Source organism: Aquimarina pacifica (assembly GCF_000520955.1).
Classification (GTDB): domain Bacteria; phylum Bacteroidota; class Bacteroidia; order Flavobacteriales; family Flavobacteriaceae; genus Aquimarina; species Aquimarina pacifica.
The window spans coordinates 36193-53605 of the sequence record NZ_JACC01000032.1 but is presented as its reverse complement, the minus strand read 5'-3'; the positions used below and the strand labels follow the sequence as shown (position 1 = coordinate 53605).

Here is a 17413-nt window from a genome sequence, read left to right as displayed (position 1 = left end):
AACGATATGTATAAGTTAGATAAAACACAAATATTCTTTCTCCATTTTGCAGGAGGGAATTGTTACTCTTATGATTTCCTTAAAAAAACCATGGGGTTTGATACCAATTTTGAATTAATTTCATTAGAACTACCAGGAAGAGGAAAGCGATTACATGAGGACATTCTAGTAGATTTTAATGCTGCGGTTCTAGATTATTATCGTCAAATAAGAGAGCTTAGGAATGATAAACCTTATATGATATATGGGCACAGTATGGGGGCCACTCTAGGGCTATTTTTAACAAAGAAACTAGAAGAAGTTTTTGACCCACCGCTAAGTTTAGTGGTTTCTGGCAATGCCGGACCAGGAGTTATAGAAATTGATGAAAATGGTATTGAAGTAATAAAGAAGAGATATTTAATGAATGATGAAGACTTCAAAACAGAATTAAGACGTTTAGGAGGAATACCAGAAGAAGTATTACAATCCGAAGAATTATACGAATTTTTTAGCCCAATAATGAGGTCAGATTTTGAAGTTTTGGAGAAGGAAAATATTGATCAGGATATACAACTTAAATCACCAATTTATGTGCTGATGGGTTCAGAGGAAAGGAATTCGAAAAATATAAAAAATTGGGAGAGGTTTACAACTTCAAAGTTTCAATACAAAATTTTAGAAGGAAATCATTTCTTCATTCATAAGCATTCTGATCAAATAGCCAATATAATTATCAATAATTCTGATGAATTATCACTAAAGCCTATTTATTAAGTGTACTAGTATTTATTTACAGATTTAACACCATTTCTAAACTAAGTTTACGTAATAAAAATTGTGTCTTTTTACTTGACACTTTAAAATAAAAGAGAGGTATAGCCACTGCTATATCATAGTTTTCTCTTAGCTCAATTTAAATTAGAACAGGTATAGTCACCCTCCTTAAAATTAAGTCAAAATAGATTTGGATGTTAGATATAGAAATATATTCAATTAACGAAATCCAGTAATCAGTTATCAAAATTTAAATTTCAAAAGAAATGTTAAAACTAAAATTTAAATCGATTGTTTATATAGTATTATATGCTATTCCAAATACTGTATTAAGTTTTGGAATTATCTATATAATTAATAACGTCTTATCAGGAAATCCAGAGTTTTCTAAAGATTATATAGGGATAGTTTTTCTGGCAATTGTAGTATATACCTATTTATTAAATATAATTTTTCAGAAAAAACTAAACCACTTTTCTTTTGAACTATTATATGAAAATGAAAAGAAAATTTTTAATCAAATATTAAAAGCCCCTCTAATTCTTTTAGAAAAATTCGGAAAGTATCGATTCTACACAGCGGTAGAGGATTTGCGTACATTTGCCTCTTTACCGCAGACTGTAACGCATACAGTAAATTCTATTTTAATGTTAATATTGGGGATAGTATACCTTTTCTTACTATCAGTTCCTTCTGCTTTTATAGTATTGTCTTTGATTATTATAGTAGCGGTATGTTATCTTATTATAATGCACTCTATGTCAAAACAAGTGGCTGAGTTAAAAGTATATAATGAACAATATTTTAAGTATGTAGATGATGTAATGAATGGTTTTAAAGAATTGAAACTAAACTTTTTTAGAAGAAGTTCTTTAATGAATAAATATCTATCAGTTAATCGTGATCAATCAAAACAACTTGATTTTAAAATTAATTATGTGTTTTTATCGATTAATTTGATAAGTCAATATGGCCTTTATATGGTAGTTGCTGTTATATTATTTTTATTACCCGTTCTTGGACTATTAGAAACCAAAGATGTTATCTCATACGTTGTAATCATATTATTTATATCGGGACCTATAAACAATTTGATTAATTTACAGCCTATCTATACACAACTAATTGTTGCCAATAAGAGAATTAAAAACTTTGTTAAAGATTTTCATATTTCTTTTGAAGAAGGCGTGACATCAGAGAGACCCGTAGCCAGATTTGATTCATTGCAGTATCGTGATATGTCTTTTTCTTACACAGGAGATAAAGAAGATGGTTTTGCTCTAGGCCCCATAAACTTAGAGATTAAAGAAGGAGAGACCATTTTTATAGTTGGCGGAAATGGAAGTGGGAAAAGTACTTTTATCAATGTACTTACCGGATTATATGAAGCAACAGAAGGACAAACCATTCTCAACGGTACAAACTTAAAATACGAACAGAGACATAACTTACAAAGTTTAATAGCTGCGGTTTTTACTAATAATCACATTTTTTCTAAGAATTATGATAATTACACATTAGAAAATAATAAAGATTATATAGAATTACTTAAACTCATGAGTATGGATAAAGTAGTAGAGGATGACAAAGAAGAGTCTGCTAGAAGACATTATTCTAAGGGACAAAGTAAAAGAATGTCATTGATATTTACATTATTAGAAAATAAACCTATTCTAGTTCTCGATGAATGGGCTGCAGATCAAGATCCGCATTTCAGAAAATTCTTTTACGAAAAATTAATACCAAAACTCAAGGCAGAAGGAAAAACTATCATTGCTGTAACACACGACGATGCTTATTTTCATCAAGCTGATCGTATTATAAAGTTTGATCATGGTCAGATTATAAAAGATGTACAAGTTCAGAAAGAAGAAAAACTTACTGAAAGTTTTTGGGCTTAGAATTTACGTATTAATTCTTTTTTGAAAATCATCAAAAAAATTAGAAATAAAGCATAGTCAGAATATTGATATATGCTAATACAGTAGTATCCCATTCGAAGGATGCACTTAAAATGCAATTTCAGACGTACTATCTTTTTCTATTATTTCTTAGTCAGAAAGTTAAATCGTAGCGCTGTTATACTCTATGTATATGGCTTGGGTTAGCAAAAAATATTTTCAGATTATTTTAACCATAACTACATCATAAATGGTACTAGTCTTAGAAGAGAAGTACTTTTTATCTATATAAGCTTCTGTTTTAATACAAGGAGCGTAAGAGGATTTTTAAAGCATAACAACATTCAATTAAATACATATAAAATAAATAATTAAATCACAATTCTATGAACAAACTGGTTTATTGTTTTTGGCCTAAAGCTATCAAACAGCAATGGGAGAAAACAGAAAAAAAGAGGAGTTTTGAAGATACTCTGCAGCAATCAATGCTTAATTTATCATTATCGGCATTAAATGCAAAAAAGAATAATTTTAAAATAGAGATCATTACAGATTTAGCATGTACACAACATTTTGAAAAACTAAATGTTGGAGATGTCTTTTCGGATTTAGAGTTAGTCAATAGCGGAGAACATCTTTGGATCGAGGCCAAAATGTTAGCTTTGGCAAAGCAAAATGAACCATTCGTTTATATTGACTGGAATATTCATTTGAAAGAAGGAGAGATCACCAATATAATTAAGAATTACACAGAAGATGTATTGGTTGCTTCAGAATACAATATAGTACGTGATGGGTTTATAGATCCCAATAGTCATAAAGTACAATTCCCATTTCTAAAGGTTTTTTCTTGGATAGTTGATATGACAGGTATCAATATTGATGAATTTGTACAAAATAATGAGTACGCTTTTGATTGTAGGATTTTAGGATTTAATAATCTTGAACTTAGGGATACATATGTAAATAATTTTTATCAATGCCTAACAGCCACAAGAGCTAGTAATTGGTACGTAGATTCGAGCTTGATCATTGAAGAATATTTATTGTTTTGCATTACTAAATCTACAAAATCAAATGTTCGAAAATTGTTTGGAGAACTAGAAACTAAAATGATTCAGGTTGGGAGTATGGATCATCAGGTATCAACTATTAGTGGAGAAGAAATTCAAGAAACTTATGTTGAGATTATCCGAAATGATTTTCCAGAATATGATTTTCTAATACCTAAGAAATGGGAAATTAAGAACAAGGTCAAGATTAGTCTATGTACAGTGGTAATGAATAGGAAAGAGCACCTTCTAGAAACAGTAAAATGTAATCTTGAAGTAGCACGAAAGTTTGATGGTGCAGTCGACCTTAACATTATTGATTATAACTCTCAAGATGGTTTGCAGGAGATTTTATATGATCAAGATTGGTTTGTAAAAGGTATTGAGGATGGATTGATACATTATTTTAGAAATTATGATGCTCAGTTTTATCATAGAACATTACCTAAAAATGCCATTCATTTTCTAGCAAAGGGAGAATATCTTTTCAATGCAGATGCCGATAATTATATGACAGAGAGTTATTTGACATATTGTTTGAGTCAAATAGAAAAAAGACCTAATCAATATTTCAGGTGTTCAATAGTTAGTCACGTAGGTGCTTATGGGCGAGTAGGGGTGCATAGAGATGATTTTAGAGAAATCGGAGGATATAATCTAAAGATGGAGAACTATGGTTTTGAAGATATAGAAATCACCGTAAGACTAAGAAAAATTGGGGTAGAACAGCATTTAGTTCCATCACATTTATGCCTAAACGTAATAGATCATGAAGATGAAATGAGAATTGAGAATGAAAAACAAAAGACAGAAGAAAATGTTGGAAAATTTGTAATTGATTCTGATCACGATAACAGAAAAGATCCAATTGTAGTTAATCCTAACAAAGATCTTAATCCACACTTAGAGCTATTTAAATTTAATTCAAAAAATCAAAAAACACTAATCGAAGATGACACCTATCCATATATTTCGCGCGAGCTTGTTGGCTAATACCCATAATAAAGCAAAAGAACTTACAAGCCTTTTATTAAGTGCAATAGAAGTCAAAAAAAAGTTTGGTAAAATTTCTTTGTTTACAGATAATCGAGGTGTAGCCTTGGTTAAACAGTTAGGGATTCCTTATGATAATGTTTCACATCTAATGGAAACAGCAACAGATGAGGTTTCAGAAGTTGATGCTCAGGTTATTGGATTTCAAAAATTAGTGCATCTTCAACCTGATTATCTCTATATTGACCATAAAGTACCATTTAATAAAGATATAGAAGTAAAAGATTTCTTTGTTCGAGGAGAAAGAGAAGTTAGTAGAAAAGAATCCGTAGATTTTTATAAGGAAAAAGGAGCGAAATTCTTTTTTGATTTTGATGAAGAGAATGTAAAGCTTTACGATGTATCTGTTTTTAAGTGTGCTAATCCTCAGGTTATTGGTCACTATTTCGAAAGTTATTTCACATCACTGTATAAAAACAAAAGTCTTTTTAACAATCAAATAGAGTTTTTGAAGTTTTCTAACTTTTTGAAGCAAAGTTATTTATATAAAGTTGTTGAAGCTCACGGACTTCTTAAAGATATTGAAGTATTTGAAAGATTTGATGGGAAAGTAAAAACTCAAGAAGCAGAAACAGATGATTTGATGGAATATGCCTTAGCAAATTATCCAAAAGATTTTGCTCAATTCATATCTAAATATTAAACGTATTGTGTAACCCAAATTATGCAATAGCATTTCATTATTAGATCTGCAAGCGAAGTGTTATTGCATAAAGACGGGTTAAATACAATCTCAGGAATTTAAAAACAAAATTTTTTAACTGCAGAAGGTTAAATTTTTCAAGTATATCAGCAGTATAAAAAGATCTTTTAGAAAAAAGAAATCCAATTGTTTATAGAATCTTACCTCAGTTCGATAAACGACTTTCTTTGAGTTTTTAACAACGAAAATAATTCAAAAGAAATATCACAATTATTGACTTAATATGGTCCTTATAGTCCCAATCAAGGGGGGACAAAGGATTTCGTAATTCATTGAATTATAGTTAATAATTACCAACTAAATATTATAGCAAGATGAAATCTCGAATACATATTAATTCTTTTAGCAATAGGGTAAACATTAATCTTACTCTAATTCTTATTACTTTATTTATAATGGGTAGCTGCAAAACCACCACTACTACCTCGTCAAAATCTTTATTAGAAACAAAAGATACTCCTTCAAAAAAAATAAGCCTTACAGAAGCTCAATTAGAAAACTGGAATAAGTCAGACCCTATTTTGGATACCATTCCAGGAATGAGCGTTGATAGAGCATATAGAGAGTTGATAAAAAATAGAAAAGGAGAAACAATTATTGTGGCTGTAATTGATACTGGAGTAGATATAGAACATGAAGACTTAGACGATGTTATTTGGGTTAATCCCAAAGAAATAATCGGAAATAAAATAGACGATGACAATAATGGATATGTAGATGATATTAATGGTTGGAATTTTTTAGGAGATGTCGAAAACGAAAATCTTGAATATGTAAGAATTTTGAAAAAAAACAAATCAAAATTCGAGGCTAACGAACTGGATTCGAAAGAGCAACAGTTTTATAAAGGATTACAAGCCGAATATGAACAGGATTATCAAACAGTATCAGGTAAAAAGGAACAGTATAAACAACTCTTAAACCAGTTGAATAATGCCCATAGCATTATATCTCAACAGATAGCAAAAGAAGACTATTCATCTCAAGACCTTTTAGCATTACAAAGTGAGGACGATGAAGTGAATGGGTATGTTGACTTTCTTTCTCAAATGTATAATTACATAGATCATGAGCAAAGAATTCCAGACTTTATAAATAATATAAAAGAAGGTATTCATCAAACTGACCAACAGCTAAATTATCATCTCAATTGGGAGTTTGATGGTAGAGCTCAAGTTGGGGACAATATAGATGACATTAAAGATTTCAAATATGGGAATAATAATGTAATAGGACCAGATTCTGAAAAAAAGGGAATTCTACACGGAACCCATGTTGCGGGAATAATAGCTGCCGAACGTCAAAATGGAAAAGGAACTAATGGGATAGCCCAAAATGTAAAATTGATGTCGATTAGGGCAGTGCCAAATGGGGATGAGTACGATAAAGATATAGCATTAGCGATAAGATATGCTGTAGATAATGGAGCAAAGATTATAAACGCAAGTTTTGGCAAATACTATTCAACCCATCCAGAATGGGTAAAAGATGCTATTAAATATGCAGCAAAACATGATGTATTAATAGTTAATGCAGCAGGTAATGAAAATGTAAGTTTGGATCAGAAACAGATATATCCTAATGATCAAGAATACGATAGTAAAGAGATCACTAATAACTTCATTACCGTTGGTGCTTTAAATTATGAGTATGGAGAACATATTATTGCTGGTTTTTCTAATTATGGAAAAAATAATGTAGACGTATTTGCTCCGGGGGTTAAGATTTTTTCTACAACTCCCAATAATACTTACGGATACCTTCAAGGAACTTCTCTTGCAGCGCCAGCTGTATCTGGAGTAGCTGCATTAATTCGGTCGTATTACCCTAAACTTAAAGCGTCAGAAGTAAAGCAGATAATTTTGGATAGTGGAATTAAAATTTCTAGTACTGCCATTGTTGGGAATGATAATAAAGAAGGAAAGCATTTCGAGGATTTATGTAAGTCAGGAAAAATAGTAAATCTATTTAATGCTTTAATTCTTGCAGAAAAATAACCAAATAACCTTTAAGGAAATTCGAGTTTTTATAAAAGAGAAATAATGTTAGGGTCAAAATTTATTAAGACTTTTAAACTACAACAAACACTATGAGAGTATTATTTTATTCAACAGAATCATTTGTTACTGATAAACCAACAGGTGCAGGAAAGTATAATCAACAACATCTTCGACAGATGACCGAACATGGTCACCAATGTACTATGTTTAGTCTTTTGGTAGAAAATGCTGCTGATAGACCAAAAGTATTACAAGATTTTGTATCTCGAGGTTATCAAGTAGAGTCAGAAGAGTTAGCGCTATTGTATATTGATAGAATTATCGGAGAATCTTTTGACGTAATAACATTCACGCATAAACCCTTTAAAAGAATCTCCATATCTGAAAAACTGAAGTTCATTTTTTTAGGTAATAGTTTCTTTAATTCGAAGAAATCATCTATAGCAAATAGAAGAAGAAATTTTTTAGGAATGATATGGGCCTCTTTTCGCCATAATAAAGGGTTAAAACGAAAAATATTACTTATTGATAAATGGTTGTATTATTACTGGATTGAGCCATATCATCAAGCCATTGTGACCTATTATAAAAGCAAGAATCGAGAATTAAACCCTGATTTTATAATCATGGATGGTTGGGTAGAGCGAATGGCAATAGCTCAGGATTTCTCTAAGGTAACAGAATTAAAGAAACCTAAGGTAATCCCCATGGTATCGACTAGTATAATGACCAATTTTGGTTCAATGGCTTTGTTTTCTGAAAAGCAAACTATTTTTAAAGAAACTGAACTAAAAAATATTTATCTAGAGATGGATGGTTTCTTGGTATTGAGCAAATATTTAAAAAATTACCTTTTGCGTAAATCGGGGATGAACCTGAATTGTCAGCTTGTATATCCTCTTATTGAAAATGATCAAAAATATTTGAGTTATAAAAAAAGTATAGCTTCAAAAAAGTATGTAACATTAATTAATGCGTCAAATTTTAAAGGGTTACCCATATTTTTGGCTTTGGCAAAGAAATTTCCTGATGTAGACTTTATGGCTGTTACTACTTGGGGTAACATGAAAAAAGAACAATTCGAAGAGCTAGAAAATTTGCCCAATGTAAGAATCCAAAAACCTTTAACACCTGTAGACCCAATCTATGAAATGACAAAAATTTTATTGGCACCATCCCTATGGGATGAAGCTTTTGGAATGGTAATCGTAGAGGCAATGCTTAGAGCTATTCCCGTATTAGGGAGTGATGTTGGGGGCTTGTCTGAGGCAAAATTAGGAACAGACTTTTTACTTCCTGTGAATGCTTATAAAGGAATTAATGATGATGTGCCTTTACAAGAAATAGGTCCATGGGCAGAAGCATTGAATAAATTATTAAAATCAGATGCGTATTATGATAAATTGTCAAAAGAATCACAAAAAGCAGCAAGAGAATTCATTGGAGAAAATCAAGGTAAGTTATTAATAGATGGATTTATCACTAAGTCTTTGAAACCAGATATTAATACCCGTCTAAATCAAAAAGTTGAAGTTGTCGTTTAACAACAAATACGCTTTTTAGAAAAAATATACCTGTCTTAGTCAGTAATTATCAATTTAATATTGAAAGAGTTTTTTTGTAAAATAATTAGTATTCGGTCGATGTACTATAGCTATTGTCTTATACTAATTCAAGAATTTCATAGCGCAGATATTAGGTCAGGTATCTATTATGATTCTTCACTTTTTCGAAAAATGTACTCAGTAACATTAAAATTAGCATTAAATAAAATGTACACTAGGTTATTATGAACACATTATTTTTTACAACAGAGTCTTATGCAATTGATAAACCAACAGGAGCAGGTAAATACAATCAACAGCATCTTCATCAACTCGCCGAACATGGATATAAATGCACTATGTTATGTCTTCTGGTAGAAAAGATAAGCCAAAGGAAAAAGGCTTTGCATGACCTTGAATCGAGAGGGTATGAAATAGAATCAGAAGAGTTACCTCTATTACATATTGATAGAATTAAGGGAAACTCTTACGAAGTTATAGCTTTTACTCATAAACCTTTTAAAAGTATTTCGGTATCAGAGAAGATTAAATTTATCTTTTTGAGAAATAGCTATTTTAACTCTAAGAGTTCTAATATTAGAAAAAGTAGAAGAAATTTTTTGGGACTAATATTGGCGGCTATTAAGAATATGAGAGGATTTACAAACCAATTAAAGCTCATTGATAAATGGCTTTATTACTATCGTATTGAACCTTATAATCAAGCATTGATCAATTACTATAAGAAAGAAAATAAAAAATTGAGTCCTGATTTTATTTTAATGGATGGTTGGGTAGAGCGTATGGCGATTGCAAATGATTTTTTTGATGTCACCGAATTAAAAAAACCAAAATTACTATCAGTAGTATCAACAAGTATAATGACCAATTACGGGCCTATGGCCTTATTTTCGGATAAGCAAACAATTTTTAAAACCCAAAAAGTCAAAAGAATTTATGAGCGAATGGATGGCTTTTTGGTTCCTAGTAATTATTTAAAAAATTATCTATTAACGCAGTCTTCACTAGATCTAAATTGTAAAGTAGTTTACCCTTTAGTCGAAAATGATGAAAAATATCTAAGTTATAAGACATCCTCTAGTTCCAAAAAATATGTAACCTTAATTAACGCTTCTAACTTTAAAGGGTTACCCATTTTTATAGCATTAGCTAAAAAATTTCCTAAGGTAGATTTTATGGCAGTAACAACCTGGGGGAGTATGGATAAGAAACAACTTCAAGAACTAGAAAACCTGCCAAACGTGAAGTTACAAAAGCCATTGATGCCTGTAGACCCGATATACAATATGACCAAAATATTATTGGTGCCATCATTGTGGGATGAAGCTTTTGGAATGGTAATCGTGGAAGCAATGCTTCGAGCTATTCCGGTATTAGGGAGTGATGTGGGAGGCTTATCCGAAGCAAAATTAGATACAGATTTTTTACTTCCGGTAAATCCTTATAAAACTATAAATGGAAAGGTGCCTGCACAAGAAATCGGGCCATGGGTAGAGGCTCTGGATAAATTATTGAGCTCAGAAGAAGATTATTATCGCTTGTCAGTCGAATCGCAAACGGCAGCGCGAGATTTTATTAGAAGTAATAAAGGGAAATTATTGATCGATGGATTTTTAGACAAGTCCAAAAAAACAGAACCAAAAATTAACGCTAACAAATCACCTGAGTTTTTGAATTCATAATGTAATATATGTTGTAAATCAATTTATTAAGGTTCTGTTATTGGTGTCAGAATCTAAATTAATAGAAAGAAAAGCCTATTCATCAGGAATAAGGTCAGCGACCGTTTTTTTAATTTTTTAAGGCAATACTATGAAACTCACACTTCCTCAACAAGATGTTTATTTTGAACAATTACTATATCCAGATCGTCCGATATACAATATTGGAGCAAAAATTTTGATAGATGGAGTAGTAGATTATGACATACTCAATAAAGCTTATGTCATGTTGATTAATCAGCATGATGCCTATAGGAATACGATATCTTATGACAAAGAAGAAGTAACTCTAAAAATATTAGACTATCATAATTCTGTTCTTGAATATCTTGACTTTTCTGAAAAAGAAAACCCTGATGATTATGCCAATACGTTTATGCAAAAAAGGTTTGAAAAACCATTTGACCTAGGGTCAGGTTCTTTGCTGCATAAATTTATCTTGATCAAAGTAAAAGACTCATTTTTTTATCTATTTTCTATGTACCATCATATTATTACTGATGGTTGGGGGACATCATTAATGTTTCAACGTCTTGTACAAAATTATAATGAACTGCTAGAAAATGGAGAAGTTATAACATCATATCCTTATAGCTATGTTTCCTTTGTTGAAGATGATCAAAAGTATTATGAATCAGAGAATTTTGTTAAGGATAAGTTGTATTGGAGTAAAAAGTTTCAAAACCCGCCAGAACGGTTTCTGAATAAAATCAATGAGAATACAGACGGAACCACCAGTAAACGTAAAACAATTAAAATCAAGAGGTCTTTATATAATAAGCTTGAAGAAATTGCAAAAGAATGCCGAGGATCTATGTTTCATGTGATTTTAGGAATTTTGTATACTTATTTTGGTAGAAAACATCAGAATCATGATTTGGCAATAGGTTTGCCGGTATTAAATAGGGGCAAGTCAGTATTCAAAAAGACGGTAGGACTTTTTATGGGAGTAACCGCATTAAGAGTTTCACTGGAGTTTGAAAATACTTTTGAAGAACTAATTATTCAAATAAAGCAACAGCTTAGACATGATTATAGGCATCAACGATTTCCGTTAGGAAAGTTGATACAAGAGTTAGATATGTTTATTGAGAAAGATAGATTGTTTAACATCACTTTGTCGTATGAGAAGCAAAATTACGCGGATCATTTTAGAAATACTACCACTAAGGTAATTCCGATGTCACATCATGCAGAACGAGTTGGATTGGCCCTTTATATTAGAGAGTTTGATGATCAGGAAGATGTATTGATCGATTTTGATTATAACATAGCTTATTTCGATCAGGATTCTATAAATCAAGTCGCTACACATTTCGAGAAACTCATGATTTCTGTGTCCAAAAATCCTAAAAAAAAGCTATCCGAATATACCTATTTGTCAAAATCAGAGGAGAGAGAATTATTAGAAGGTTTTAATCAAACATCCTTTAATTATTCTAAGAACCATACTTTATTAGACTTTTTTGAAGAACAAGTAAGAATACGACCCAATGATATAGCGGTTAGAGATATATCAAAATTATATACCTATTCTGAGTTTGATCAGAAATCGGATAGGGTTGCCCATTATCTGATCAAAAATTTTCTGGATAATGATAAGAAGCCCATTGGAGTTATAATGGATCGATCAGCAGATTTGGTAGTAGTTTTAATGGGAATAATAAAGTCAGGAGTACCTTATATCCCCTTGGATCCAGATTTTCCTGAAGAGAGACTACATTATATCAGCAAGCATAGTGAGATCACTTGTCTAATTGGAACTGAAAAATATGAAGGCACTGTTGATTCAAAAGCCGTTTTTCTGGATGTTACTGAGCTGATGAGTTATGAAGATTCTTTAACCAAAGCAATGCCAAAAGTAACCCCAAATGATGCTGCTTACATTATTTACACATCAGGATCAACCGGAAAACCTAAAGGGGTAGTCATAGGACACCAATCCCTATTAAATTTTCTATTAAGTATTCAAAAGAAACCCGGAATAAAAGAAGAAGACTTATTATTTTCGGTAACAACACAATCCTTTGATATTTCTATTTTAGAGTTTTTTGTACCATTAATAACAGGGGCTACGGTATATATAGCAGATAAAGAGGTCTTATTAGATCCATTGGTTCTTATTGAGCAATTAAAAATTATTAGCCCAACAATTATACAGGCAACACCTAGCTTTTATCAAATGCTATTTAATGCAGGATGGCAAGGAAATAAAAAGTTAAAGGTCCTATGTGGGGGAGATTTAATTAGTCAGTCGTTGGCAAAAAAAATGATTTACAATTGTTCAGAAATCTGGAATATGTATGGCCCTACAGAGACCACAATTTGGTCGAGTGTTAAGCAGCTGTTTTTACCAGAAGAAGCATCAAATATAGGTAAGCCAATACAAAATACAAGTTTCTATATTCTTGATGAGCACTTACAATTACTTCCCAAAGGTGCTATTGGTACCATTTATATAGGAGGAGATGGATTAGCTCAAGGGTATTTAAAAAATAAAGAGTTGACTAACTCAAAATTTGTCCCTAGCCCATTTTTTTTAAATGAAAAAATTTATAACACTGGGGATTTAGGAAGATGGACTCCTCAGGGAGAAGTTGAGTTTTTAGGACGTAATGATCATCAAGTAAAAATTAGAGGCTATCGGATTGAGCTTGGTGAAATAGAAACAAAACTCAATCAATTGAAGACAATAATATCATCTGTTGTCATTGCAAAAAAGAGTGAGAATCAGGAAGCAATTCTTGTGGCCTATGTGATTTCTAACAATTCAATGTTCGATGGTCAAGAAGTTATCAGGGAGATACGCAAAGAGCTACCAGAATATATGATTCCTTATACAATAATTCGGGTAGAACACTTCCCCTTGACACCCAATAATAAAATAGATAGAGGAGCCCTTACAAAAAGAGAAATAAAGAGAACGAACATACATACAGAGAAAAAACCAGAAACAGTATTAGAAACAAAGATTAATGAACTTTTTAAAGAGGTTTTAGAATTCAAAAATGAAATAGGAGTTACGGACAACTTTTTTTCGTTAGGAGGTCATTCATTAAATGCAGTTAAATTAATAGGTAAATTAGGAGAAGAGTTGCATTATCATGTTTCATTAAAAGATATTTTTGACCATCCTACTGTTCGATCCCTATCTACATTTTTAGAAAAAAAATGTAAGAAATCCGAACATATAGTTAATGCAATAGAGAAAAAATCGTTTTATGCGGTGACTATTCCGCAATATGTATTATGGCTGGCAGGAATCCAAAAACAAAGATCAATAGCTTATAATATGTTTTCTGCTTACGACATTGAGGGAGAATTAAATAATCAAATTCTAAATAAATGTTTTCAAACCATTATTAATAAGTATGAAATATTAAGAACAAATTTTATTGAAATTGAAGGTTTCCCTTATCAAAAAGTTACTTCAGAGAATAGGACACAATTTAGTATCGAACATTTTTATTGTAAAGAGAATGAGATACACGAAGCTTTAGAATCCTATGCGAATAAAGAGTTTGATTTAGAACATGATACTTTGATACGTATTGGGTTATTTCAAAACGAAAACAACAAAACTGTACTATTATTTGTTACGCATCATATCATAATGGATGGATGGTCTTTAGAAATTTTGATAAAAGAGCTTGTAAACACCTACAGAACTTTAAGTAAAAAAATAACAGATATAGAACAGCCTTTGAATTTTCAATTTAAGGAGTATGCCGAATGGCAAACAAAAGAAGATCAAAAGAACAAAAAGATTAATTCTGACTTTTGGAAACAATATTTATTCGATTACTCTTGGGAAAGCTTGATTCCTTACGATTATGAATTAACCGAAAAGAAACATTTAGGTGCTTTCTATAATTTTGAATTGAATAACGGATTACTAGAAAAGATAGAAGGTATTGTTAAAAACTATAAAATCACGTTTCATAGCCTGTTATCTTCAGTATTTAGTATTTTGATTCACAAAGTACAAGGGCATGAAGATATTTGTATAGGAACCATAAATTCAGGAAGAACTTTATCTGATTTTCAAGAACAAATAGGAATGTTTGTGAAAACTTTGCCTTTACGAGTGAAAATAAAAAAAGAGCCTTCTTTTTTGGATGTTGCACACATGGCTCAAAATGATTTGTTAGCTATAGATAAACATCAGGATATTCCTTTTGAAATATTAAATTCACTTCGCTTAGAAGCAATTTTGGTGTTGCAAAACACATCATTTACTCATAAAAGTATAGACATTGACGACGGACTGTCTTTGATATCAAGAAAAGTGCAATCACAATACAACAGATTACCGTTGCTAATGAACCTTTCTTTAGAGGAACACAAATTATGCGGTTCTATACAGTATGATATTAGTAAATATGAAGAAGAATCTATTGCACTTTTAGCACTCAAATTTGAACGAATTTTAGAACAGATTTGTGAGAATCCCAATATTTCTATAGGCCTAATAGATACCAATTTAATGTTTGAAGAGAAACAAACTGTGGCAATAAATTTCAGCTTTTAAAATCTCAAGTACTAGTAAACTTTTAATTCTATCATAATCAATAAATTTTTTTAAAATGAAAAGATTTTTTCTGCTATTGGGTATTTTATCCATCAGCAACATAATGGGACAGCATATAAATTTTGAAAAAACAACATCTTTTTTTCCGGGAGTTGAGGTTTTAGAACAAGACAATATTGATTGGGGGTACCTCAATGTTCCAGAAAACTGGGAAAGCTCGGATACGATTAGTAAAACTAAAACGATCAAGATAGCTGTTGCAGTAGTAAAAAACCTATCGAATAAGAAAAATGCAGATGCAGTAGTTTTTGTGCAGGGAGGCCCTGGTGCAGGGAGCATACAGAATATAGGCCCCTGGCGAGATCACCCCCTGCGAAACCAAAATGATATTATTTTGGTAGATATGAGAGGAACTGGTTTTTCTTCACCTCGTTTATGTCCGGATTTAGGACAAAAGTTTCTTCAAATTTTGGCAAAGAATCAACCCGAAGAAACAGATGAAAAACAAAAAGTAGCATCGGTATTAGAATGCCAGCAAGATCTTTTAGAAAAAGGAATCGATATAGAATCGTATCATAGTCTATTTATGGCCAAAGATTTGAATGCCTTAAAAACGCAATTGGGATATTCGAAATGGCATATATACGGTGCATCGTATGGAACTTATATTGCACAGGTATATGCAAATGAATACGTTGATGATATCAAAACATTAATCTTGGATTCTTCGATTGATGATATGACCACCTATTATACTCAAAATACAAGTAATTATATGAGCAGTTTGAAGAAAGTCTTCGAATTGTGCAAAAATGATAAGGAGTGCAACAAGAATTATCCAGATTTGGAGCAGGTGTACTACAAAAATATTTTAAATTTAAAAAGCAAACCAATAAAGGTTTCGGTAGACTCAGAAATTATCAATAGTAGTTCTTTTACGTACAATGAAGAAGATTACAAGATAGCACTTCAACAGGCTTTATATCATAAAGAACTTATAGAAATCATTCCGTTATTGATTTATCAATTTCAAGATAGAAATGTAGATGCTTTAGGGAAATTGGTAGAAGCATTTTCTAATTTACTCAGTATGGATTATGGAGTCTACTACAGTGTGAGTTGTAATGAAGCACTTCCTATTAACGATATTTCTGAATATCAAAAAGACGTTTCGAGATACAAAAAAATACAAGGAGGAGTTTCATTTTATAAATCAGACTTTGCAGTATGTCAGCAATGGAACCTTAGGCGATCAGATTCATTAATGGTTAACGCTTCAAGCAATTTAGATAGTCTTGAGGCTCCGGTTATGATTCTTTCTGGAGCGTATGATCCTATCACCCCAGTTTCAAATGGAAAGGCTCTAGCAAAAAGATTTAAAAATGCGTATGCTATAACCATTCCTAATTACGGACATGTCCCAAGTTTTACTGCTACCGGAAGAGAAATGTTAAAAACATTTGTCGAGAATCCACATAAAAGACTTGAAAAACAAGAGTTTAGTAATGTTAAAAAAATAAATTTTGCAAAAAATATTGTTATGAATTCGGGAATATCTAAGGTAGGAGAGAGTCTAAAAGGACCGGATCCTATTTTTATAGTTCCTTTGGGGATAGCATTAGGGATTATGATCATTGCGATCTTTAATAGATTGATCAAAATGATCAGAAGAAAATATACATCAAGTTCTGATATTTTTATCAATATTTTTGTAATAGCAACATCGTTTGTGGGGGTACTTAGTTTACTATCTATTGTTTTAGCATTAACACAAGTAGCATCACAAAATAGTTACATTTTAGCATTTGGTCTACCCGATAGTTTTAATTACATCTTTACACTACTCTTAGTATTTGTGGTACTACTAGCAATCACGTTATTATTTTTCCTTTTTCGAATGAAGAAAATACATAATCGAAGTGTTGTTTTTTCAGTAGTATTCTCTAACGTACTAGTACTTACATATTTTTTTTATTGGGGGATTTTATTATAAAACATATCTTAACTTTTTTCATTTTTCAGGAAATTGTAAAAAGTTAAAAGGAGTTCGTGATTATTGGCTAATTCAATTTATTACATAGCACACTTTGTCATGAAACTTAAAAATATAGCATAATGTAGGCGTATAATA

At 31.2% G+C, this 17413-nt stretch carries 9 protein-coding genes; all 9 read left to right on the top strand.

Annotated features, from left to right (window positions below):
- The first annotated feature begins 6 nt into the window (after nucleotides 1–6).
- Complete coding sequence (locus DZ60_RS0115470; protein WP_025742950.1) at nucleotides 7–756, top strand: thioesterase II family protein; 750 nt, start codon at nucleotides 7–9, stop codon at nucleotides 754–756.
- A gap of 266 nt (nucleotides 757–1022) precedes the next feature.
- Entirely contained in the window at nucleotides 1023–2657 is a 1635-nt protein-coding gene (locus DZ60_RS0115465; protein WP_025742949.1) for a cyclic peptide export ABC transporter, read from the top strand.
- A gap of 386 nt (nucleotides 2658–3043) precedes the next feature.
- A complete protein-coding gene (locus DZ60_RS0115460) occupies nucleotides 3044–4702 on the top strand; it encodes a glycosyltransferase family 2 protein (protein ID WP_025742948.1) in 1659 nt (552 codons plus the stop codon).
- Nucleotides 4662–5405, top strand: a complete 744-nt coding sequence (locus DZ60_RS0115455; protein ID WP_152537450.1) for a DUF6734 family protein — start codon at nucleotides 4662–4664, stop codon at nucleotides 5403–5405. The genes DZ60_RS0115460 and DZ60_RS0115455 overlap by 41 nt, the downstream gene beginning before the upstream one ends.
- A gap of 374 nt (nucleotides 5406–5779) precedes the next feature.
- Nucleotides 5780–7462 carry a S8 family peptidase gene (locus DZ60_RS0115450; protein WP_025742946.1) on the top strand — a complete coding sequence of 561 codons (1683 nt, stop codon included), beginning with the start codon at nucleotides 5780–5782 and terminating at the stop codon, nucleotides 7460–7462.
- A 92-nt stretch (nucleotides 7463–7554) separates the two neighbouring features.
- Nucleotides 7555–9009 carry a glycosyltransferase family 4 protein gene (locus tag DZ60_RS0115445; protein WP_025742945.1) on the top strand — a complete coding sequence of 485 codons (1455 nt, stop codon included), beginning with the start codon at nucleotides 7555–7557 and terminating at the stop codon, nucleotides 9007–9009.
- Nucleotides 9010–9254: 245 nt separating this feature from the next.
- Nucleotides 9255–10712 carry a glycosyltransferase gene (locus tag DZ60_RS0115440; RefSeq protein ID WP_025742944.1) on the top strand — a complete coding sequence of 486 codons (1458 nt, stop codon included), beginning with the start codon at nucleotides 9255–9257 and terminating at the stop codon, nucleotides 10710–10712.
- Nucleotides 10713–10842: 130 nt separating this feature from the next.
- Nucleotides 10843–15282: a non-ribosomal peptide synthetase gene (locus DZ60_RS0115435; RefSeq protein ID WP_025742943.1), complete on the top strand. Its 4440-nt coding sequence runs from the start codon at nucleotides 10843–10845 to the stop codon at nucleotides 15280–15282.
- 55 nt (nucleotides 15283–15337) lie between these two features.
- Nucleotides 15338–17275 carry an alpha/beta fold hydrolase gene (locus DZ60_RS0115430; RefSeq protein ID WP_025742942.1) on the top strand — a complete coding sequence of 646 codons (1938 nt, stop codon included), beginning with the start codon at nucleotides 15338–15340 and terminating at the stop codon, nucleotides 17273–17275.
- Nucleotides 17276–17413 lie beyond the last annotated feature (138 nt).